Genomic DNA, 22721 nt, shown 5'->3' on the forward strand with positions numbered 1-22721 from the left:
ATGAAAAGATGCGCATTTCAGAGGCTGATAACAAGTGCCAATAAAAGAGATAATCCTGTTATTTGTTGACCTGCGCCCAGCACATCGCCGGTTTGACCGTTAATTTTATTGAGGCTTAGCTTTGCAAAACCCCAAAGGATGAGCGATGCAACCAGCAAAGCTAAGATGAATGTCGCAATACTGGCAATGAGGGTGAAGCAAAGACCTAAAATGCCGACACCAATAATAAGGGCTGTTTGGGTGGCTTCCAGCGATGGCGCGCCGATCTTGTCGGACAAGCCACCGGAGCGGGCTGAGGGGAGTTTATACCAGAGGCTCATCATGGCGGCGCGGCTGACAGCTTCAATGGCAATAATCGCCAAGCCCGCCGATTGCGCTCCTAATTTTTCAATGACGGTTGCCAGAAATATGGTTTTCAGCCCGATGGTGCCGATCAGTGTGAGGGCGGCAAAGGTGCCGATATGGGAATCTTTCATGATTTCCAAACGACGCGCCTGTGTAGAGCCACCAAAAAAGCCGTCAGCGGTGTCGCCCAAACCGTCCTCATGCAAAGCACCGGTGATGAAGGGCAAGGTCAAAAAGGTGATAAGTGCAACAGCTAATGGCGGCAGTCCTAAACTTGATGCGATGAGTAAAGCCAATGCGCCAATCGCGCCAAGGACTGCACCGGCAAGCGGAAATGCATAGGCATGGTCCTGCAATGATTCGCTTTCCTCACCATACCAATGCGCGGGTAAGGGCAGGCGGCTCAAAAAGCCCAGAGTATGGACGATAGAACGGCTGATCGTCTTTTTTGTCACGCAGCTTCTCCGGTCATTTTCAGGACGAATAGTCACTTTCTCTTTATAGGCCGTTTGAAAATTAGCTTCAAAGGCTTATAGGAGGTCAACACTTTAATAACATCCATCCTGTTTATTTCCCAAGAGCGACTGGACTGAAAGATTATGAGTACAAGCGGCCTGCCTTTTGATGATTTTCGTGAGCTGATCCGTAATTTGCCGGGGCCTTCTGAAGACGCGGTTGCGCAGGTCAAAGCGCGCGAAGCACAACTTACAAAGCCTGCTGGTTCGCTGGGTCGTATGGAGGAACTGGTTGAATGGTTGGCTGCATGGAGCGGCTTGGGCAAACCACAGGTCACCCGTCCGCTGGTTGCCGTTTTTGCCGGTAATCACGGCGTCACCGCACAAAACATCACCCCTTATCCGGCAAGCGTTACCGCGCAGATGGTGGAAAACTTTGCCGCTGGTGGTGCTGCAATCAACCAGATTTGCATTACTTATGATCTGGGGCTGAAGGTTTTCGATCTGGCGCTGGAATATCCGACTGCTGATATTACTGTCGATGCAGCGATGGATGAACGCAGTTGCGCTGCAACCATGGCTTTCGGAATGGAATCGATTGCTGGCGGTACCGATCTTTTGTGCATTGGTGAAATGGGTATCGGTAATACCACTATTGCTGCGGCTATTGCCTGTGCGCTTTATGGCGGCAGTGCTGAAGATTGGGCAGGCCCCGGCACAGGTTCTACCGGTGAATTGATGGATCGCAAGCTTGCTGCCATCAACAAGGCAATTTCATTGCATCAGGATCATTTGAAAGATCCGTTTGAAGTCTTGCGACGTTTGGGCGGGCGTGAAATTGCGGCAATGGCGGGTGCTATTCTGGCAGCACGCATGGAAAAAATTCCGGTCATCATTGATGGTTTTGTGGCAAGTTCTGCGGCTGCGATTTTACATGCTGTTGATCCGTCCGCTATTGAACATTGCATTTTTGGTCATGTTTCAGCTGAACCGGGGCATCGTCGTATGCTGGAAAAAATGGGCAAGAAACCATTGCTTGAAATGGAAATGCGCCTTGGTGAAGGTACGGGTGCTGCTTTGGCTGCCGGTATCGTGAAGGCTGCAGCTTTAACCCATGCTGGTATGGCAACATTTGAACAAGCTGGTGTAACCAGTTCAAATTAATAGTAATTTTCGAATTAAAATGAAAAAACCGGCTGAGATTTTCAGCCGGTTTTTTTTGTGGGATATTCAGGAGTTCTCTTTATCGAGAACCATATAATCAAGCGGCAACTCGGTTGTATATTTTATCTGCTCCATCGCGAAGGATGAGGAAACATCGCGAATTTCAATCCGGTTGATGAGGCGTTTGTAAAAAGCATCATAAGCGGCAATATCGGGCACAGCGACACGAAGCAAATAGTCAATATCACCGCTCATGCGATAAAATTCGATCACTTCCGGAAATTCCTGCACCACTTCAGAAAAGCGTTTCAGCCATTCATTGCTGTGCGAATTGGTGCGGATGGAAACGAAAACCGTCACGCGGGCATTGATTTTAGCCGGATCAAGGATGGCAACGCGCCGTTTGATGATGCCGTCTTCTTCCAGTTTCTGGATACGGCGCCAGCAAGGGGTGGTGGACAGTCCGACTTTTTTGGCAACATCAGCAACTGCAAGGGTTGCATCTTCTTGCAGCAAACGAAGAATTTTTCTGTCAAGCCTGTCCATGCGCTCAATTTCCCTTAAACGAAACCCGTATTATCAATTGTGCAGTTTCTTTGAAACTTGATACTCTTATGGCGAGCATATAATAAAAAAGACAGCAAATAAATTCTATGATTTTGTTTATTTGTAGAACTTTAATCTGGATTGAGCAAAAGTGAAGCGGTCAGCTTTTGCAATTCAGGCAATAAGTCATGTTCAAACCACGGATTCCGTTTCAGCCAACCGGTATTGCGCCATGACGGATGGGGCAAGGGAAGGATACGGCGGTCATTTTCGTCTCGTGCCTCAAAGAAGTCCCGCCAATGTAAAACGGTTTCCGTTAAAGTTTTTTGGCGTCGTTTTCCCAAATGATAGCTTTGTGCATATTGGCCGATGACAATGACCAGTTTTATCTGCGGCATCAGCGGAAAAATCTGGTCATGCCAGATTTCTTTGCATTCACGTCGAGGAGGCAGGTCGCCGCCATTTTTATCATAACCGGGAAAGCAAAAGCCCATCGGAATGATGGCAAAGTGATCCGGATTATAAAAACTCTCCCGTGAGACACTGAGCCATTGGCGCAAGCGATCACCGGACGGGTCATTAAAAGCAATACCGGTATTATAAACACGCATACCCGGCGCTTGTCCGCAAATGGCAATGGGAGCTGAGGCGGAAATCGTGCAAACAGGACGTGGCGGCATTGCCATAGCTGGTGGATAGCGCGGGTTGTCGTGACACAACCGACATGCAGTAATCTCTTGAGATATTTGCTTGATCAAATGTTCTTGGTCGAGTTTATTCATCAGTTTCACCACTTCCGAATAATCTATCATAAATATCTTTGATTATTTGAACAAATTTTTGATAATCCAAATATGTGTCTTTAGAGGAATTTTCCATTTCTTGTTTGGCAGTGCGTTTGCGCCAATCTTGCGGACGTTCAAATTTACCAGCCCAGATGCCGCGTTTGTTTAGTCGCGCTTCATGCTCTTGTGCAGGATAATCATAATATGAAATGGCATAACCTTGCTCGACCATCCATTGGTTGAGCTCAGTTTGATCAAGATAACAGATTGCCAAAAAGCGCTTATATTTGTCACGTGCAGTGCTGGTGCAATGAATGGCCTGGCGCGCTATTTTTCGTTGCAGCGCCTGTTTGGCAGTAACACCGCAAGCTTGTGCCTGGTTGTTAATTTGGCAAGTTTGTTTTATTTCAGGCGCATCGATGCCTTTTAAGCGCAGCCGTTGATTACTAAGAATTATTGTGTCGCCATCAATAACAATCGCAATGCCCGACCATCCTTGGTTCTCATGACTTGCTTGTGGGAGCAGGCTGATCAGATAAGCAATTGCTGCCAAAATGATAAGAGCAAACAAAGTGTCGAGGATAAGTGGTCGGCGGCGTTTAAGCTGTCGATATTGTTTTGAGGTGCGAAAAGCGGATTTTCGACCATAGCGTGGTCTGAACATTGCGCCTCACTTTTAAAACATGGTGCTGAAATTCATAAATCGGATATAGAACATATAGGGAACTTTCGCAATGCTTGATGCTAGATATGCATTTGCTTGCTACGTGCCGTTATAATTAAGTCGTAATTTAATTATTAGATTTCGATCCAGTTTTCATCATCATTTTCTTGCCAGCCAAGTTGGTGCAATAAAGGTTGGTCACTATCGAACGCGGGCCAGCCAATGCAAAGATAAAAACTAAACTGCCAGCTTTCAGGAACCTTGAATAGTTGTTCAATGGCGTGTGGGTTCAAAATGGACACCATTCCAACGCCCAGCCCAAGTGAACGGGCCACCAGATTTAGATTTTGGATGGCCATTGCCGTGCTTTGTATCAAAGTGTCTTTTATTGTTTGACGGCCCAGCCCGTGGCCTTGATCCGGGTTTGTTTCAGTAAAAACTGTCAGTTGAATCGGGGCGGTTTGGATGGCTTCAAGCTTCAATTGAGCGTATTGAATTGAGCGGCGCTCATCATAGATGGTTGCGGCTTCTGCGCTGGCTTGCTGGAAGTTATCGTAAATTTGGGCGCGTATGTGTTGAGATTTTACTGTGAAAATGCGCCACGGACGTGAGTTTCCCACGGAAGGTGAAAGCTGAATGGCGTGCTGCAGCTCTTTAAGGAGATGATCAGGTACAGCTTCAGTTTTAAAATGCCTCACATCCCGTCGCCAACGCATGATATTTAGTAAAGTTTGTTGGTCACTGGCCGCGAAATTCATATTTAAAAGCTTATTCTGTCTGCAAGGGGATTTAAGAATCCTTCTTATCTCAATGTAACAGATTTCGCTAATTATAGTGTTGGTCAAAAAGAGGCTTGTCTCTTTTTTAAAAAAAGTGGCGCGAAGCTAAAGTTCGCGCCACCGCTGGATTTTTTAAACTATTAAGCAAAAGCTTAGAATTTAAACTGGGTTGCCACCATGAAGGTACGTCCTTGACCTGAACCAGATGTGTTGAGGGCAGGCGTATAGGTTTTATTGAAGACGTTGTTGACCCTCAGGGTCAGGTCAACATTATCTGTGAATTTATAATTGGCAAACACATCAACCAGCGCATAGGAGGCTGTTTTGCTGCCATCTGTATTCTCGCCTTTTGATACGTAGTTATAACGCGCACCGGCCGTCAGTTTTTCTTCCATGAAACGCGCACCGGCCGTCAGTGTCAGGATATGATCAGGCAGATAATTATTGGCGCCCAAGCCCGGCATTTGTTCCGGCATATTTGTATTGGTGTAACCATAAGCGATGCCGGCAAAAGCAAATCTTGCATCATAGTTGGCTTCAAGTTCGAAACCACGCACATGGGTGCTGCCGTCAATATTTACATATTGCATTAAGTTACCGTCAACTTCACGAGCGGCAATATAATCCTTGACGGTCATATAGTAATAATTTGCTTTCATGCTGATAATGTCATCAGCTAGGAAAACATCGCTTTTGGCCAGATTGAAACCAACTTCCCAGCCACGCAGTTTTTCAGCTGAAAGGTTTGGGTTCGGTAAATAAAACTGACTTGAAACGGAACCAGGATGTACACCACCCAACATCGTTTCCTGCAAAGTCGGTGCACGCATGGAATGCGAATAAGTGACATATGGCTGTAACCAATCGGTTGCATTCACAGCCAGCGTAATTTTGGGGTCGAGTTCATTTATCGAGCGGTCGACAAGCTGGGTTCCGTCGTTGGCATCACCATCAAGTTTGAAGAAATTATATCGCAAACCGGTGGTCAGATCGACAATGCCATAGGAAAATTTGGCTTCAGTGAAAACAGCCCCGGCTGTACTGCGACCATCTGACGGGTTAACGCCTGCATTGTCGCCGGTGATTTTGTCGCGGAAATATTCGACACCATTTTGCCAACGAATGGCAACATCACCCGCAACAAAATTTGATGTGTTCGAGACGTCAAACCCTACACCTTTGTCGGTAATTTCGCGGCCTACAGCGCTAACGAATGGCGGGTTAACCGATGCATTATAGGTCATGTTAAGGTGATTATAAAAACCATTAACGCGCAGATCGATCAGATCATTATCGCCGGGATTGTAGCGATAATTTGCAGTTAAAGTGTTGTTTTTCAGTGTTTGGTCATAAGAGTTTGCAGCAAAATCATTTTTATAGAAAACGCCGCCCAATGACAGGCGTTGATCCTCACCAAAGCCAAATTCGGTTTTAAACAGGCCGGATGTCAGTTCCTGTCCGGTGTTGGGCTGGCGGTCGCCGTCACCGTTTTTGTAAGAATTGGAATCGCGGCGGCTGATAGCTGCGGCAATCCCCATCGCATCAATGCGTGCACCACCGGAGAGCATTTCGGAGAAGCCAACACCATTACTGCCCCATGAAGCGCGACCAAGAACACCCCACTGTTTGCCTTCAGGCACAATGTCATTGACGCCGAGGGTGCGGAAGTTAACGCTGCCGGAAAGACCACTGCCGCCTGCACCCGTTACGGCGCCGCGGGTTACGTCAATATCAGCCAGCAAATTTTGATCGACATAAGTGAAGCCGGACGCCTCATGGCCGGTAAAGCGGAAGTTCTGGCGAACGCCGTCAATCATCATATTGACGCGTCCGGAACCCTCAAAGCCGCGGATATTGACTGCAACGCCGGGTTGAGAGCCATTAATGCGGGTAAATGTACCAGGTACATTGCGTAATGTGTCGTCAATCTTGATGCCGCCAAAACGATTCAGGGTTTCGCGTGTAACGATGCTGATCGGATCTGTGGTGGATGTTATTGCGTCCGGATTACCTTTACCCACAACAATTGTTTTCAGATTGACTTCCGCTTCATCAGGTTTGGCAGTTTGTTCCTGTGCGAAGGCTGATGAAGTTGCGATAAGAACCAATGAGAGGGCTGTTCCGGCCATAAAATGCGTGCGGTGCCCGCCAGTCTTCAGCGACATTTCTACTTCTCCTGAGAAAATTGAAAGCTTGTTCCGCTGGCTGGTGATGTGAAAAGTCACTGGCTTGAGGAAGTTTTTAAAACTTGACTAATAAAGTCTTGTATTGCTCTTTCTATGAAACATGATAGATTGTGTCAAGAATGTGAGAGTACAAATTTTCACAGGATGAATGAAAGCGAATGAAGCAATGAACCGGCGCATCGATATAGATCTGGAGGTGCAGTGGCCTCCTGCAAGATCATCTGAAAAATGGCCAATGCAACAACAGCTGGCAAGCGAGGATGAAGTGCAGGCGTTGCAACCCGATGAATGTATTGCCGCAGCAGGAGATTCTCTGGAAGCGGAAGTTAAAACCTATGGCAGTAGTGAGCTTTTTGAAGGTGCAAAAGAGGTTGGCATCAAACATGCCGGTTCTGTGTATCGTTTGAAAATCACCCGCCAAGGCAAATTAATTCTCAATAAATAGGCATAGCAGCACCATGACACTATCGACAAAACCATCGCCGCAGGAAATCCGTTCGGCACGCAGCGAAAATCCGAAAATGCGCGAACGTGATTTTGCACAAAAACTTGATATCTCTGAAGCCGATTATCTGGCAGCTTATATTGGCGCTGATGATGAAGCTTTAAAAGTAGCGCGGGTACGCGCTAATGTTGAGGCGTTTTTAAGTGGTATCAGTGCTGTCGGAGAAGTGATGGCGCTGACCCGCAATGAAAGCGCAGTGCACGAAAAAATTGGTCCCTATGAAAAGACAGTGCCTGGCAAACATGCGGCCATGGTGCTTGGCAAGCAGATTGACTTGCGTATTTTCCCTTCACAATGGGTTGAAGCTTTTGCCGTTGAAAAGCATGACGGAGAAACTGTGCGGCGCAGTTTACAGTTTTTCAATGCTTCTGGTGAGGCCGTTCATAAGGTGCATTTGCGTGAGGCGTCTGATCTGGATGCCTATGCCAAATTGCTTGAAACATTGGCCAGCGATAATCAATCCCCGGAATTTCATGCCGTTGCACCAAAAGCCAAGCCTGAGACAGCAGTTACAGCTGAAGTTGACAGCGATGCTTTCCGAAGCCGTTGGTCGGAATTGACGGACGTGCATCAATTTATGGGCTTGCTGCGTGATTTTAATATTGATCGCAAGCAGGCGGTTGAGCTTGCAGGTGATAATTTTGCATGGCCGCTTGATGCCGGATCAATTCGCGCGATGATGGAGCAGGTTGCCGAAAATGCATTGCCGATCATGTGTTTTATCGGCAATCGCGGCTGTATCCAGATCCATACCGGTGCAATTACGGGCATTAAAATGATGGGGCCTTGGCTCAATGTCATGGATCCGACTTTTCATATGCATTTGCGTACGGATCACATTCGTGAAGTATGGGCTGTTCGCAAGCCGACTAAAGATGGTCATGTAACCTCTTTGGAAGTCTTCGATGACAAGGGTGAATTGTTTATCCAGTTCTTCGGTGAACGCCATGAAGGCACTGAAGAACGTGCGGATTGGCGTGAATTGGTGGAAGCTTTACCGCGTCTGCCGCGTTCCATTGCTGCTTGAACATATGGCCGGTCACATGAATTTTTTACCCCTGTTTTCATCAAAAACCCTGCTGCACAAAACGCGGCAGGGTTTATTGGCTGGTGTTGTTGCTTCAATGCTATTTACGCCGGTCTCGCTCCAGTCATCTCTTGCAGCAGGCAATGAGCCTGTAACATCAGCAACAGTGGAAACATTGCAAGATACGTCACGCTTGTTAGCCATTGGCGGATCTTTGACCGAAATCATCTATACCCTTGGTGAAGAGGGCAGATTGATCGGCCGTGATACAACCGGCACTTATCCGCCGGAAGCAAAAAATCTTGCTGATGTCGGCTATATGCGTCAATTGTCACCGGAAGGCGTTTTATCCATTAATCCGAGTGCGATTTTAATGCTGGAAGGCAGTGGCCCGCCAGAAACGATCGAGGTTTTGGAAAAAGCCTCTGTTCCGGTGGTGGTGGTGCCGGATGGCATGAGCCATGAAGGCGTATTGGAGAAAATCCGCATTGTCGGTAAGACATTGGGTGTCAGTGATAAAGCCGAGGCGCTTGTCGCTCAGGTTGATGCGGATATGCAGGCCACTGAAAAACTGGTTCAAAAAGTAACAAAGCCAAAACGTGTTCTGTTTGTTTTATCCATGCAGGGTGATCGTATTCAGGCTTCCGGTACCGGTACCGCTGCCGATAACATTATCAAAATGGCAGGGGCGATAAATGTCATCGACAGTTTTGCCGGTTACAAACAAATGACCGATGAAGCCGTGGACAAGCTTGCCCCAGATTTCATCTTGATGATGTCGGGCGGCGGTGACCATATGGCAAGAACTGCAGAAGTTTTAAAGCACCCTGCCATTATCTCGACACCTGCTGCGAAGACAAAAAGCGTCGTATCCATGGACGGATTATATCTGCTGGGATTTGGTCCGCGCACCGGTGAGGCTGTGCGTGAACTGACGGAAGCACTCTATCCGGAACAAAAAGACTAAAATAACAACGACATGCATATGTTGCGGTCTGACTTTATCGGGCCGCAACATATTAATATGTAAAGGTAGCTTTGGCTGCCGTCATTCACGGGCTGCATCCGATGGCCTGTTCAATATTCAGGGATGTAATTATGACATCGCAAGACGCCGCTTACAGCAGTACGCTGCCGTTAATGCGGAACAGGCAGGATGGAGATCGCAGCCATATTGCCAGATTGGCTATTTTTATACTGGCTATTGCCTTGATTTTCACGGCTTTGTTCAGCTTGACGGCGGGGGCATCTGATGCCTCGTTATGGAATTTGATCCGATCTTTATGGGCAGGCAGTGATGCTTCGGGCGATGTTCTTTCGCAACGTGACCGTTTGATTATTGTTGATATTCGTCTGCCACGCATTGTTTTAGGCATGTTGATTGGCGCAGCACTGGCTGTTTCGGGTGCAGTGATGCAGGGTTTGTTCCGCAATCCGCTGGCTGATCCGGGCCTTGTTGGTGTATCGTCCGGAGCAGGGCTTGGTGCAATTTCGGTGATCGTGCTGGGCGGTTCAATTCTGGCGCCGCTGACCGCAATTCTTGGTCTTTTGACCTTGCCGCTGGCCGCATTCGGAGGTGGTCTTTTTACGACATTGGTGCTTTATCGTGTGGCGACCAGACAGGGACGGACGTCTGTTGCCACCATGCTTTTGGCCGGTATCGCATTGGGCGCGCTGGCTGGCGCATTGACGGGTCTTTTGACCTATATTGCCGATGACCGTCAATTGCGCGATATGACCTTTTGGGGACTTGGTTCGCTGGCTGGTGCGACGTGGAACAAAATCATCTCCGCAGGGCCGATTATTTTGATCGTCCTTGTTGTGGTGCCGTTTTTAGCGCGTGGTTTGAATGCTTTGGCATTGGGGGAGGCATCTGCCAACCATCTGGGCGTTCATGTGCAGCGGGTGAAAAATATTGCTATTGTCAGTGTTGCTGCGGCCGTTGGTGCATCCGTGGCCGTCAGTGGTGGTATTGGTTTTGTCGGTATTGTAGTGCCGCATATTCTGCGCTTAACGATCGGGCCGGATCATCGTTATCTGCTGCCTTGTTCAGCCCTGCTTGGCGCTACATTATTATTGCTTGCCGATGCTTTCAGCCGCACAATCGTAGCCCCTGCTGAATTGCCGATTGGTATTGTAACTGCAACATTCGGTGCGCCTTTCTTCCTTTGGATTTTGTTGCGCCGCCGAAATGTGCTGGATTTGTAAGAGGTTATTATGATCGAAATTCGGGATCTGTCTGTTACAATTTCCGGTAAGACCATTATCGAAGATGTCAGTTTTAAAGCTTATCCGCGTCAGGTGACGGTCATTGTCGGGCCAAATGGTTCCGGTAAAACAACGCTGATGCGTGCTTTATGCGGCGATGTGGAGTATAAAGGCGAGGCTGCACTGGACGGGATTAATTTCCGTTCTTTCAAGCCTTGGCAAATGGCCGGAAGACGTGCTGTCCTGCCGCAATCCACCAGTTTGTCCTTTCCTTTCAGCGTACGTGAGATCGTACGCTTAGGATTAACGGGGGGCTTGAGCGGCGTATCTCAATCCGAGCAGGAGAAATTGCCGGATCTGGCACTTAAAATGGTGGATCTGGAAGGGTTCAGCGGGCGTCTTTATCAGGAATTATCAGGCGGAGAACAGCAGCGCGTACAATTGGCACGTGTCTTGTGTCAGGTTTGGAAACCTGTTGTCGATGGTCATCCGCGTTATTTATTTCTGGATGAGCCAATCTCCAGCCTAGATATTCGTCACCAGATCATGGTTATGAATATTGCCCGCAAATTTGCTGCTGATGGCGGAGGCGTCGTTGCTATTTTGCATGACCTGAATTTGACAGCAATGTTTGCTGATCAGATCATCATTATGCAAAATGGAAAGCTGGACGGGGCAGGTGCACCACGTGCGATGCTGACCAATAAAAGATTGTCACGAATTTATGGTTGTAATTTATGTGTCGGCATGGTGCCGCCACCGGATGTACCTTTTATCCTGCCTCATGGTTCAATAGAAGAAATGAGCGGTTCTTAGCGGCGCTCATTTAATACTTAAGAATATCGAATGGAATGATTGCCGGCTCAGCCGGCAGTCGCACGGGCCGAAGCTGCTGCGGCACGCTTTTCCATTACTTCATCAAGTCCCAGCAACATCCGCACATTCGGGCGAGCCTTAACCAGATCAGCAATTGTATATTGCGAAAGAACAGTAAAGAAAGCGCCCAAAGCTTCACGCAGGGCCGAGTTGAGAGCGCAGCTGTCAACAAGCGGGCATTCCGTAGCATCATTTTCGAAGCATTCTGCCATCGCAAAATTTTCTTCTGTTACATGCACCACATCAAAAACGGTGATTTCACTTGCAGCTTTACCGAGCCTGACGCCACCATTACGGCCGCGTACAGTTTCAATCATATTGTTTTGGACAAGCGGCTGCAGAATTTTGAACAGAAAAAGTTCGGAAACCGAATAAGCTCTGGCAATTTCCGGAATGCGGCTTAACTGCCCTTCATTTGCAGCGCAATACATAAGCATCCGAATTGCATAATTGGTCTGACGGGTCAGTCGCATATAATATCCTTTCCACACGGGAAGGTTTTAAACGATACACTCCTTACGCGTAAAACAGGTAAGGAGCCTGAATGTTAACTTGCCCTATGATGCAATGAAACAAACATAATTCAAGTTAGTTTAGAATTGTTCTTAACACATATAAAAGGCATTATTAAGAATTGCAATTTGATTTCGTAAAAATATGACAAAATTAAGCATGTTTAATATAGCCGGTTAAAACCGGTGAAGCAATATCAATATGTTCACCGGTATTTTTAAGGTTGTTGTTTATTGGCAAACATCAATCCATTCGGCCTGGCTCAGTTCTGCCAAACGCAGAGTGTTGATGCGAAGAGCACTATTGATGGAACCGGCGGCCGGTACGACCTCATCAAAGTTCTTTAAGGAGATGTCGCAATAAATGGCCATATTGCTTGCCAAACCGAAAGGGCAGACACCGCCGACTGGGTGACCGGTTAGTGCAATCACGCTTTCAGCATCCAGCATCCGCGGTTTTGTGGCAAACTGGTCTTTGAATTTGCGGTTATCAATACGTGCGTCACCGCGGGTGACAATGAGAACGGCATCATCTTTGATTTTGAACGAAAGGGTTTTGGCAATTTGCCCCGGCTCAACACCATGTGCCTCGGCTGCCAGTGCAACCGTTGCGGTGCTGGTTTCCAGCTCAATAATCTCTATATCGGGAGCTTTTTCGGCAAAAAATGCTTTAACAGATTCCAGACTCATCATTTGTTCCTTGATTTTATAGACCAAGTTTTAAGCAGGAAGATGAGGAAGGCAAGCATTCAAAGAACTGATATTGAAAACAGTTTTTGAAAATTTTATATTACTAATTGAGATTTTAAAATGGTGCGGGCGGAGGGACTTGAACCCCCACGCCTCTCGGCGCTAGAACCTAAATCTAGTGCGTCTGCCAATTCCGCCACGCCCGCAACAAGCGCTCTCATAGGGTAAAAAATAATCCGGTGCAAGCCCCGTTTAATTTATTGAAACACCTAACAAACAAGTTTTTAAAGTTTTATCTTAAAATAAACAGTTTTGTGTTGTTTTCCGGCTAAGCACTCGGCCAAACAACTCTGACAGGCACAGGGCTTAACAAATACTCGAATCAAACTTCTATTGACCGGTAGTGAGAGGCTCGCGAATAATTACAGTTCTCCTTATTTCCGGGCAGATGCATTTTATAATGGCAGGTTATAATGGCAGGTTATAATGGCAGGTTATAATGGCAGGCTTTGGGTTGAAATTAGCTCTGTGCTATTTTTCAGCTTCGCAATTTAAATGCTGGCATGGACAAAATTCATGGTTTTATCTGCTGAGGGTGGATTGTCAGCTGGCAAATGGATAAATATATAGGCATAAGCGCTGTGTGACATGCATCATTATTGACGGTTATTCATTGACCTTTGGGTTCTGTCCACGTAATGGAAGTGAAATTTGGCGCGAGGTGCAATGAAGTGACTGCGTCTTTGAAGCGGAAACTTGATCGGAATAAAGGCCTGACGGGGCTCCGGTGAGGTTTCATGTTTTTTAAGATGCGCATTGATTGTCTGACGCGTTTGATTGCGCACACAAGCCATATGGCACAACAGTTTCTTGCCGGCGTTGACGCCAGAAGTTCGTGACCCGGCATCATGATAAGAAGTGAAGGTTTTGACATGCAGGTTACCGAAACGCTCAATGAAGGGCTGAAGCGCGAAGTTAAGGTCGTGATTCCAGCTGCGGATCTCGTCGCAAAGCTCGCAGAACGCCTCGAAACTGCACGCGGTAATGCACGTATTAACGGTTTCCGTCCGGGTAAAGTGCCTGTTGCGCATCTGCGTAAGACATATGGCAAGTCTTTCATGGCTGAAATCGTCAATGAAATTCTCAGCGATACCCCACGCTCGATCCTTGCTGATCGTGGCGAAAAATCTGCAACCCAGCCGGAAGTTGTTTTGTCGGAAGACGAAAAAGAAGCCGAACAGGTTCTGGACGGCAAAATCGATTTCGTATTCTCGCTGGCTTATGAAGTTCTGCCGAAGATCGAAATCAAAGATTTCTCCGGCATCAGCGTAACCCGTGAAGTTGTCGATATTTCTGATGAAGAAGTTGACGAACAGGTTAAGCGCGTTGCGTCTTCTACTGTTTCTTACGAAGCGAAAAAAGGCAAAGCTGAAAACGGCGATCGCGTTACCATGGATTACCTTGGTAAAGTTGACGACGTTCCGTTCGATGGAGGTGCAGATAATGATGCACAGCTCGTTCTGGGCTCCGGTCAGTTCATCCCGGGCTTTGAAGATCAGCTCGTGGGCGTAAAAGCTGGCGATGAGAAAGTTATCAACGTAACTTTCCCTGCTGATTACGGTGCAGCACATTTGGCTGGCAAAGATGCAACCTTTGACATCACCGTGAAGGAAGTTGCTAAAGCTGGCGAAATTGAACTGAACGACGAAACCGCTAAGAAGCTCGGCATTGAAACTCTTGAGCGTCTGCGTGAAGTTGTACGTGAACAGATCGAAAGCCAGTATGGCTCCATCACCCGCCAGAAAGTCAAGCGTCAGATTCTTGATGCTTTGGATGGTGACTATCAGTTTGAAAGCCCTGAAAAGCTGGTCAATGCTGAATTCAACAACATCTGGCAGCAGATCAACTTTGACCTTCAGCAGGCTGGCCGCACTTTTGAAGACGAAGAAACCACAGAAGAAGCAGCTCGTGAAGAATATCGCAAGCTGGCTGAACGCCGCGTACGTCTCGGTCTGGTTCTCTCCGAAATCGGTGAAAAAGCTGGTGTAGAAGTTACCGAAGAAGAATTGCAGCGTGCAGTTTACGATCAGGTGCGTCGTTACCCAGGTCAGGAACAGCAGATTTACGACTTCCTGCGTAAAACTCCGGATGCAGTTGCTAACTTGCGCGCTCCAATCTTTGAAGAAAAGGTTGTTGACCATCTGTTGGCTGCAATCACCGTTACCGACAAGAAAGTAACCAAAGAAGAGCTGACCGCAGAAGACGAAGATCAAGTGGCTGAAAAGCCAGCCAAGAAAGCTGCACCAAAGAAAAAAGCTGCTCCTAAGAAAAAAGAAGCAGATAAGGCAGATGAAGCTTAATCATTAGCCATCTGAAAATTTAGACGAAAAAGGCCGTGCTTTGCACGGCCTTTTTTGTGTTTCTAACACCGTTAGATGTTTGGGCAGCGTCATGGTTGGCTGCTGTTCACATTAAGTTTATCTACCATTTTTACATCATTCGACTGATTGACAACTTGCCCCAACTTAATTACCAACCGGATGGTTATTAACTGGAATGAACTGATGGCCAGACCCAGAGCGATTGATCGTGCAACGATTTTGGATGCGGCTGAGCATGTAGTGTTGCGTGACGGGGCAGCAAAACTGACACTTGATGCTGTGGCACTTGTAGCTGGTATCAGCAAAGCGAGTGTAATCTATGATTATAAAACCAAGCAGGCTCTGATTCAGGCGGTTGTGGAACGCTGGATTGCCGGTTGGCGCGATAAGCTTGATGAAGCCACAATCTGTCATGAGGACAGCGATAATCCGCGTTTACGCGCGCGTATTGATGTGGCGCGCGATTATAATGCGGAAGAAGACGGCGCTGTTGTTTTCCAGCTTTGTTCAGCGATGACACAAGATGAACAATTACGACAAACAATGAATGAAGGCTTTCGGGAAGAGCTCGGCAAATTGCTCAGTTCAGCGAAAGATCCGGACAAGGCATTGCTGGGATTTCTGGCCATTGAAGGCATGAGCATTTTGCAAATGTTTGGGGTGGTGGAATGGCAGCCAGAACAACGCGAGAAGATTCTCTCCGGCATTGAACAACTTATTACTCAAGAATAACCCGCAGCTCTAACATGGATGACCATAATGTGATCAGAAGGCTAGTTTGGTTTTGCCTCCGAAAACTATAAGGAAGCCTGAATGTTTCGCTTGGAATCTCTGTTTCATATCTCAGGATATAGAATGAAAAAAAATACTTACTTGTACAAAGTGGCTGCCGTTCTGTTGGCTGCCAGCTTTTTAACCGCATGTGATGACAAAAAGGATGCGGCTGGAGCTGCACAGGCGATGCCCGCGATGTCGGTCAGCGTTGTTGAGTTAAAGCCGGAAGCTTTGCCGATCCTGAATGATTTGCCGGGCCGTATCGCCCCGACACGTCTGGCAGAAGTGCGTCCGCGCGTTTCAGGCATCGTGGTTGAGCGTGTGTTCGAACAGGGAACCAGGGTTAATCAGGGTGATGTGCTTTACCGTATCGATCCGGCACCTTTTCAGGTGAAAGTTGATATGGCAGAAGCCACATTGGCACGAGCGAAAGCTACACAGCTTCAGGCGCGCCAAGCCAATGACCGTCAGGAACAGCTGCGTAAATCCAATGTTTCTAGCACACAAAATCTGGAAACAGCTGTTGCTCAACTGGCGCAAGCTAATGCTGATGTGGCAGCTGCTGAAGCAAGCCTCGCAGAAGCCAAGCTTAATCTGCAATATGCTGAAGTAACGGCTCCGATCAGCGGCCAGATTGGCCGTGCACTGATTACGGAAGGGGCTTTGGTTAGTGCAAACAGTGTTGAAAATCTGGCCACCATTCAGCAGCTTGATCCGATCTATGCTGACTTTACCCAGCCTGCAGCCGATCTGATCCGTCTGCGTAAAGCCTTGCAGGATGGCAAATTGATGACTGGTCCGAATGAAGCAGAAGTGAATCTTCTTCTTGATGACGGCACACTTTATCCAACCACTGGTCGTCTTCTGTTCTCAGAAGCAGCGGTTGATACTACAACCGGGCAGGTGACCTTGCGTGGTGAGTTCCCAAATCCTGATGGTGATTTGCTGCCGGGCATGTATGTCCGAGTTCAAATCGAACAAGGTATTGAGAAAAACGCCTTGGCAGTGCCGCAGCAGGCCGTACAGCGTAATGCTGATGGGCTTGCATCTATCTTGGTTGTGAATGCAGAAAACGTGGTTGAACTGCGCTCTGTCAATGTGAACCGCATTTTGGGAGACCGTTTCGTCGTAACCGGTAACATCAAAGAAGGTGATCGTGTGATCACTGAAGGTTTCCAGAAGACTGCTCCGGGTGCGACTGTGGCACCTGTACCATTTGAAGCGGAAAAGCCGGTAGCTGAAGTTGCTAAAGATAAGGGCGAATAGGATAAAAATATGGCGCAATTTTTCATTGGACGCCCCATCTTCGCCTGGGTCGTCGCTATCTTCATTATTATTGCGGGACTTCTGGCCATTCCGCAACTGCCGGTATCGCAATACCCAAATGTTGCACCACCGCAAATTTCTGTTTTTGCTTCTTATCCGGGCGCCGCACCTGAAGATATTTATCAAAGTGTGACTTCGCCAATCGAACAGGAGCTCAATAGTGTAAGTGGAACGATTTATTTCGAGTCCACTTCTGATGCGTCTGGTACAATTCAGATTACGGTTACTTTTGAAGCCGGTACCGATATTGGTCAGGCATCGATTGATGTGCAGAACGCGATCCGCCGTGTGGAATCGCGCTTGCCGCGTATCGTGGTGCAGCAGGGCGTGCAGGTGCAGGAAGCCGGTTCAGGCTTTTTGATGATGGTTGCGCTGATGTCGAAAGACGGAAGTACCAACGTGGTTGGTCTTGGCGATTATTTAAGCCGTAACGTGCTTGGTGAAATCCAGCGTCTTGACGGCGTCGGCCGTGCGCAGGTTTTCGCCAGTCAGCGCGCAATGCGTATCTGGATTGATCCGGACAAAATGGTTGGGCTCAACCTGTCTTCTACCGATATCAGTAATGCAATTTCTTCGCAAAACGCGCAGGTTGCTGCTGGCCGCATTGGTGCACGTCCGAACCCGATCAATCAGCAAATTGCTGCAACCGTTCTGGTTAAAGGTCAGTTGACCTCACCGGAAGAGTTCGGTTCTATTGTTCTGCGCGCTAATCCGGATGGCTCATCTGTGCGACTGCGTGATGTGGCACGCATCGAAGTGGGGGCGGAAAGTTATAACTTTGCCACGCAAATTAACGGTCGACCGGCAGCGGCGCTGGCTGTTCAGCTGTCACCGACCGGTAATGCGATGGAAACAGCTGCAGCTGTTCGCGCCAAGATGGAAGAGCTTTCAAGCTTCTTCCCTGATAATATCGAATATGCAATCCCTTACGATACATCGCCTTTCGTGGCCGTATCGATCAAGAAAGTTGTCACCACACTCGTCGAAGCGGTTATTCTCGTTTTCCTCGTAATGTTCCTGTTCTTGCAGAACTTCCGCTACACCATCATTCCCACTTTGGTTGTTCCGGTGGCTCTGCTTGGAACGCTGGGTGTGATGTATGCCGCCGGCTTCTCGATCAACGTGCTGACAATGTTTGCGATGGTTCTTGCCATTGGTATTCTTGTTGATGACGCGATTGTGGTGGTTGAAAACGTTGAACGTATCATGGCGGAAGAGGGGCTGCCGCCTCGCGAAGCAACGCGTAAAGCTATGAAGCAGATTTACAGTGCGATTATCGGGATCACACTGGTTCTGACAGCTGTGTTCATTCCGATGGCTTTCTTCCCCGGTGCTGTTGGCGTTATTTATCAGCAGTTCAGTCTGACCATGGTGGTTTCCATCATGTTCTCTGGCTTTCTGGCGCTATCTTTGACACCTGCATTGTGCGCAACCTTCCTGAAGCCTATCAAAAACGGTCATGAGCCAAAGCGTGGTTTCTTTGGTTGGTTTAACCGTAAATTTGATGCTCTGATCGGTGGCTACACAGGTAGTATCGGTTGGATCGTCAAGCGTGCTGGCCGTTTTATGCTGATCTACGTCGTGCTGGTTGGTGGTTTGGCCTATCTGTTTATTCAGTTGCCTTCCTCCTTCCTGCCGAATGAAGATCAGGGGTTCCTGATTGTTGATTTGCAGGCACCGGCTGAAGCCAGTGCAAACCGTGCTTTGAGTGTATCCGATGAAGTGGATGCGATTTTCCAGCAGGAAGATGCAGTTGCAGAACGCGTGCTGATCAGCGGCTTCTCCTTCTCAGGATTTGGTGACAATGCTGGTCTGGCATTCATTACCTTGAAGGATTGGAGCAAACGTGATGCGTCCAACTCGGCAAATGCTATTGCCGGACGTGCCAACCAGAAGCTGTTTGCTATCAAGGATGCAATTTCTTTTGCTCTTTCCCCGCCGCCAATTCAGGGCTTGGGTACATCCGGTGGCTTCAGCTTCCGTTTGCAGGATCGCTCCGGTGCAGGGCAGGCGGCACTTTCGGCTGCAACTTCGCAGTTGATGGCGGAAGCTGCAAAAAGCCCGATCCTTGTCGGTATGCGTATTGAAGGCATGCCGGATGCAGCGCAGCTGATCATTGATATCGACCGTGAAAAAGCCAACACTTTTGGTGTGACCTTTGCCGCGATCAACTCAACCATTTCTGCCAATTTGGGATCGTCTTATATTAACGATTTCCCGAATGCCGGCCGTATGCAGCGCGTAACCATTCAGGCGGATCAGGAAAAGCGCATGAGCGCGGATAATATTCTGGATCTGAATGTGCCAAATGCTTCGGGTGGTATGGTGCCGCTGCGTTCCTTTGCCAATGTTAATTGGACGAAGGGGGCCGCACAGGTAGTCGGTTATAACGGTTATCCTGCGGTGCGTATTTCCGGTAACGCGGCTCCTGGTTATTCATCCGGTGCGGCGATTGCGGAAATGGAACGTCTGGTGGCTGATTTGCCTGCCGGTTTTGGGCATGAATGGTCAGGCCAGTCCTTGCAGGAAATTCAATCGGGTTCGCAGGCGCCATTCCTGATGGGCTTGACAGTCGTCTTCATCTTCCTGCTTTTGGCTGCTTTGTATGAAAGCTGGTCAATTCCTATTTCCGTGATGTTGGTGGTGCCGCTTGGTATTATCGGCTCGGTTGTGGCCGTGATGCTGCGCGATATGCCGAATGACGTTTATTTCAAGGTCGGTCTGATTACCATTATCGGACTATCGGCGAAAAACGCTATTCTGATCGTGGAGTTTGCCAAGGACTTGCGTGCGGAAGGCATGGGACTGCTGGAAGCAACCATTGAAGCTTCGAAATTGCGTTTCAGACCAATTTTGATGACCTCACTTGCTTTCACTTTGGGCGTTGTACCTTTGGCGATTGCTAATGGTGCGAGTGCTGCCAGTCAGAACGCTATTGGAACCAGTGTGCTGGGCGGAATGATTTCGGCAACAATTTTGGCTGTTTTCTTTGTGCCGGTTTTCTTCGTGTTCATCATGAGCTGGTTTGGAGGCAAACAAAAACCGATTGAGAAAGTATCTCCTCCGGTTGAAGCCGAATAATAACAGCCTGTGAGATAAAACAAAAAATGCCGCGCTAGTCTCAAGCGCGGCATTTTTATTGGAAGTAATTTATTACAAAAACGTGCCGCTTACTCAGCCGGTACAACGCAGGCAAGATCGCCTTCTTCGCATTTCAGATAATCAGCCAATTGTTGATTTCGTGCTTTCGTCAGAGATGCCTTGCACATTGCCAGCATCATCGGGTGCACGCTGCCACCTTGCGTGCCGAACGTTGAGAAGTTGCACTCACTATCGCGAAATGCAATCCATGCCCGTTGTGCGCTTATTAATAAAGCTTTACTCTCGCTGGCATCAGCAAGGCGCTTCTCGATCGTTTGATAAAGTTGATTAAGCTTGTGATCAGCTTGATACAATTCATCTTGTGCGCATTTTGTCATCGAGGTTTGATCGGTAACAGTGCTGCAATCCGTTGCAGCATAAGCCTGACTAATCAAAAATATGCTGCATGCTGTGAAGAGTGAAAGTTTCAACATGAATAAATCCTCTCACTGTTAATGGTGACGTCTCTGTCATCACTTAAAATCATGGACAATCATTGTCACGAATATAGCGTGCATAGACCCAACCTTTCGCAGACTGATCTTCGCCATAATAGGTTATAGGGCACCAACGATTGGCCCATGGTCGGTTTAAAGGCTCGCATTTACCTTTCAAAACAATCACACCATGATTCTCCGCAGGTATTTTGCCCACAACCGGTGATGCAGCGGTTGGTTGGCTGCGAATATTGAGTACGTCATCTTGCTGGACATTGACGACACGCAGGCATCCAGGACCTGTTGTTGCAAAAGCTGGTTGGATGATTGTTAGGCTGAAAGTCGCCAGTAAGAAAGCAGAAACGGAAAATTTCATCTGTATTTCCTTTTAAAACGCGCGATCACGTTTGTGCATGCCATCTTTTGAAGGCTGCAACATATTATATATTAAAATGATCGGAGGTGAATACAGGCTGAATGAAGCAGAGAAAGAGAATATTGGGAGAAATTCTGCTCTATTCTTCAAATAAACTAAAGGATTACAGCATTGAGGCTGATTGATCCAGAATAACAACATAAGGCGAAAGATGGGGATAAGGGGAAAGATGGAGGCCTCGCCCGAAGAGAAATAATTAAATAAAAACAATTATTTATAAGTGATATTAGTCACACATGAGACCATAAATTATCTTTGGTTATCAATCTAGTGTGCCACACCGTGCCACACCTATTCAGCATCTTTAAAGCTAACTAGCTTCTGTCCTAAACCATCCCAATTGATCTTTGCAACAGCTGATCTTGCCAGTCTCGCACGTTCGGCATTTTTAGTGTATATTTTTGATGTTTTAGCATCACGCCAGCCGAACATAGCTTCCAGCATATTGTCTGTTGCTTCGTTATGCGCCTGATCTGTGGCAAGACCTTTACGGACTGAGTGTGATGTTAAATGTCCAAGCCCAGCCTGTTTAAACCAGTCTGATATCCTGTTCCCAAGTCCCTTAACAGAATACGGTTTATTGTATTCCGTTTGAAGGTAGACGGAACCTGTAACCTCATGACTATCAAGAACTGCGATTAGGATCGGGTGAAGTGGAATAATAATATCAACCGGTGTTTTGTTTCTGTTTTTAAACAATCGTAGACGGAACTCATCATTTTTTCGATGCTGTTCACCAAGTACAGCCAGATCGGAAACACGAAAGCCCGTATACATTTGAATAGCCAGATACAGAGAAGCCTTTGACTTTGCCCCATGGTATTCAATGAATTTAGCTAGGTCGGTGGCCGTGGCGGTTGCATGACCATCTGTTCGTATCCGGTATGCTTCTACACCTTTAGCGATGTTCGGAACAATTTGCTTAGCATCTTTCTTAGTGTCGAAGATTTGACGCAAAATCTTAAGCCGCTCATCTGCTGCAAAAGGCGTATCTCGCTTACGAATTTTCAGCACTTCAATATGTGATGCGGTCATCTTCGAAAGCGGTATGTCAGCGAATAGGCGAGGGTCATTCTCAGTCAATGGCTCAAGTAGCATTGCATCGATAATGGCGCGTCGCTTGGCCTTTGTAGTTTCGTCTAAGCGGAAAAATGGCTCTGACGTAAGATACTGTATGCAAAGCCACCTGAACGAGTATGGTTTAACCGGCATGGCATGGCCTTGCACCGGTTTAGCCTTCGTTTTTTTTACCTCAATATTATTTCGTTCCTGCCAATATTTTTTTATAAATTCTTCGCTGCCGATATCGTCTGGCAAGCGACAGATGCGCCGACCATCTATTCTCAGATAGTAGCGCATCGTGCCGTGGCGGCTTTTATTTTTTTCGATGTATGGCAGTTCAATATTTGTCATTTAAAATTCTCAAGCAGCTTGCCAGTCTTCCCCATCATCCGCTCCTATGCCGATCACGCCATGCGCTTCTG

At 47.5% G+C, this 22721-nt stretch carries 21 protein-coding genes and 1 tRNA gene; 10 read left to right on the forward strand and 12 right to left on the reverse strand.

The genetic code is table 11. The features are described from left to right. Positions 1 to 17: 17 nt before the first annotated feature. Positions 18 to 800, reverse strand: coding sequence for an adenosylcobinamide-GDP ribazoletransferase (locus tag ACI0FR_RS07410; protein ID WP_404905903.1), 783 nt, complete (start codon positions 798 to 800; stop codon positions 18 to 20). A 144-nt stretch (positions 801 to 944) separates the two neighbouring features. Between ACI0FR_RS07410 and cobT the strand changes: the two genes are divergently transcribed. Further along, positions 945 to 1964, forward strand: coding sequence for a nicotinate-nucleotide--dimethylbenzimidazole phosphoribosyltransferase (cobT, locus tag ACI0FR_RS07415; protein WP_404905902.1), 1020 nt, complete (start codon positions 945 to 947; stop codon positions 1962 to 1964). A 66-nt stretch (positions 1965 to 2030) separates the two neighbouring features. On the opposite strand, the gene ACI0FR_RS07420 is transcribed toward cobT, so the two are convergent. From ACI0FR_RS07420 to ACI0FR_RS07440, 5 genes are all read right to left on the reverse strand, one after another. Beyond that, positions 2031 to 2510, reverse strand: a complete 480-nt coding sequence (locus ACI0FR_RS07420) for an Lrp/AsnC family transcriptional regulator (protein ID WP_343804562.1) — start codon at positions 2508 to 2510, stop codon at positions 2031 to 2033. Between the two features lie 131 nt (positions 2511 to 2641). Next, entirely contained in the window at positions 2642 to 3301 is a 660-nt protein-coding gene (locus ACI0FR_RS07425) for a uracil-DNA glycosylase family protein (protein WP_404906010.1), read from the reverse strand. Continuing rightward, positions 3285 to 3848, reverse strand: coding sequence for a thermonuclease family protein (locus tag ACI0FR_RS07430; protein WP_404909680.1), 564 nt, complete (start codon positions 3846 to 3848; stop codon positions 3285 to 3287). The genes ACI0FR_RS07425 and ACI0FR_RS07430 overlap by 17 nt, the downstream gene beginning before the upstream one ends. Positions 3849 to 4093: 245 nt before the next feature. Next, a complete protein-coding gene (gene bluB, locus ACI0FR_RS07435; RefSeq protein WP_404905900.1) occupies positions 4094 to 4717 on the reverse strand; it encodes a 5,6-dimethylbenzimidazole synthase in 624 nt (207 codons plus the stop codon). 173 nt (positions 4718 to 4890) lie between these two features. Further along, on the reverse strand, positions 4891 to 6903 hold the full coding sequence (locus ACI0FR_RS07440; RefSeq protein WP_404905899.1) for a TonB-dependent receptor domain-containing protein: 2013 nt from the start codon (positions 6901 to 6903) through the stop codon (positions 4891 to 4893). Between the two features lie 313 nt (positions 6904 to 7216). On the opposite strand from ACI0FR_RS07440, the gene hemP reads away from it, so the two are divergent. The 5 genes from hemP (at position 7217) to ACI0FR_RS07465 (ending at position 11480) form a co-directional block, all read left to right on the forward strand. Continuing rightward, positions 7217 to 7369, forward strand: a complete 153-nt coding sequence (hemP, locus tag ACI0FR_RS07445) for a hemin uptake protein HemP (protein ID WP_404906009.1) — start codon at positions 7217 to 7219, stop codon at positions 7367 to 7369. A 13-nt stretch (positions 7370 to 7382) separates the two neighbouring features. Further along, positions 7383 to 8456 carry a hemin-degrading factor gene (locus tag ACI0FR_RS07450; protein WP_374831029.1) on the forward strand — a complete coding sequence of 358 codons (1074 nt, stop codon included), beginning with the start codon at positions 7383 to 7385 and terminating at the stop codon, positions 8454 to 8456. After that, positions 8377 to 9423: a heme/hemin ABC transporter substrate-binding protein gene (locus ACI0FR_RS07455; protein WP_404905898.1), complete on the forward strand. Its 1047-nt coding sequence runs from the start codon at positions 8377 to 8379 to the stop codon at positions 9421 to 9423. Before ACI0FR_RS07450 ends, ACI0FR_RS07455 begins: the two co-directional genes overlap by 80 nt. A gap of 131 nt (positions 9424 to 9554) precedes the next feature. After that, on the forward strand, positions 9555 to 10664 hold the full coding sequence (locus tag ACI0FR_RS07460; RefSeq protein WP_374831033.1) for a FecCD family ABC transporter permease: 1110 nt from the start codon (positions 9555 to 9557) through the stop codon (positions 10662 to 10664). A gap of 9 nt (positions 10665 to 10673) precedes the next feature. Continuing rightward, the gene (locus ACI0FR_RS07465; RefSeq protein ID WP_374831035.1) at positions 10674 to 11480 is read left to right on the forward strand and encodes a heme ABC transporter ATP-binding protein; all 807 of its coding nucleotides are present in this window, start codon (positions 10674 to 10676) and stop codon (positions 11478 to 11480) included. Positions 11481 to 11527: 47 nt separating this feature from the next. On the opposite strand, the gene rirA is transcribed toward ACI0FR_RS07465, so the two are convergent. The 3 genes from rirA to ACI0FR_RS07480 all read right to left on the reverse strand — a co-directional run bounded on the left by rirA (position 11528) and on the right by ACI0FR_RS07480 (position 12948). Further along, positions 11528 to 12013 (reverse strand): iron-responsive transcriptional regulator RirA, encoded by a 486-nt coding sequence (rirA, locus tag ACI0FR_RS07470; RefSeq protein WP_374831037.1) that lies wholly within the window; start codon positions 12011 to 12013, stop codon positions 11528 to 11530. A gap of 270 nt (positions 12014 to 12283) precedes the next feature. After that, positions 12284 to 12742 carry a YbaK/EbsC family protein gene (locus tag ACI0FR_RS07475; protein ID WP_374831039.1) on the reverse strand — a complete coding sequence of 153 codons (459 nt, stop codon included), beginning with the start codon at positions 12740 to 12742 and terminating at the stop codon, positions 12284 to 12286. Positions 12743 to 12863: 121 nt separating this feature from the next. Further along, positions 12864 to 12948, reverse strand: a tRNA-Leu gene (locus ACI0FR_RS07480). 726 nt (positions 12949 to 13674) lie between these two features. On the opposite strand from ACI0FR_RS07480, the gene tig reads away from it, so the two are divergent. The 4 genes from tig to ACI0FR_RS07500 all read left to right on the forward strand — a co-directional run bounded on the left by tig (position 13675) and on the right by ACI0FR_RS07500 (position 20304). Continuing rightward, the gene (gene tig, locus ACI0FR_RS07485; RefSeq protein ID WP_374831041.1) at positions 13675 to 15102 is read left to right on the forward strand and encodes a trigger factor; all 1428 of its coding nucleotides are present in this window, start codon (positions 13675 to 13677) and stop codon (positions 15100 to 15102) included. Between the two features lie 204 nt (positions 15103 to 15306). Continuing rightward, entirely contained in the window at positions 15307 to 15855 is a 549-nt protein-coding gene (locus ACI0FR_RS07490) for a TetR/AcrR family transcriptional regulator (protein WP_374831043.1), read from the forward strand. A 123-nt stretch (positions 15856 to 15978) separates the two neighbouring features. Further along, entirely contained in the window at positions 15979 to 17163 is a 1185-nt protein-coding gene (locus ACI0FR_RS07495; protein ID WP_374831045.1) for an efflux RND transporter periplasmic adaptor subunit, read from the forward strand. Positions 17164 to 17172: 9 nt separating this feature from the next. Beyond that, entirely contained in the window at positions 17173 to 20304 is a 3132-nt protein-coding gene (locus ACI0FR_RS07500; protein ID WP_404905897.1) for a multidrug efflux RND transporter permease subunit, read from the forward strand. An 89-nt stretch (positions 20305 to 20393) separates the two neighbouring features. Here the strand turns inward: ACI0FR_RS07500 and ACI0FR_RS07505 are convergent, their stop codons facing one another. The 3 genes from ACI0FR_RS07505 to ACI0FR_RS07515 form a co-directional block, all read right to left on the reverse strand. Continuing rightward, positions 20394 to 20798: a lysozyme inhibitor LprI family protein gene (locus ACI0FR_RS07505; RefSeq protein WP_404905896.1), complete on the reverse strand. Its 405-nt coding sequence runs from the start codon at positions 20796 to 20798 to the stop codon at positions 20394 to 20396. A gap of 49 nt (positions 20799 to 20847) precedes the next feature. Then, positions 20848 to 21177, reverse strand: coding sequence for an SH3 domain-containing protein (locus ACI0FR_RS07510; RefSeq protein ID WP_404905895.1), 330 nt, complete (start codon positions 21175 to 21177; stop codon positions 20848 to 20850). A 351-nt stretch (positions 21178 to 21528) separates the two neighbouring features. Then, positions 21529 to 22650, reverse strand: a complete 1122-nt coding sequence (locus tag ACI0FR_RS07515) for a tyrosine-type recombinase/integrase (RefSeq protein WP_404905894.1) — start codon at positions 22648 to 22650, stop codon at positions 21529 to 21531. Positions 22651 to 22721 lie beyond the last annotated feature (71 nt).

The organism is Paenochrobactrum sp. BZR 201-1 (assembly GCF_044987585.2).
GTDB classification, from domain to species: Bacteria; Pseudomonadota; Alphaproteobacteria; order Rhizobiales; family Rhizobiaceae; genus Paenochrobactrum; species Paenochrobactrum pullorum.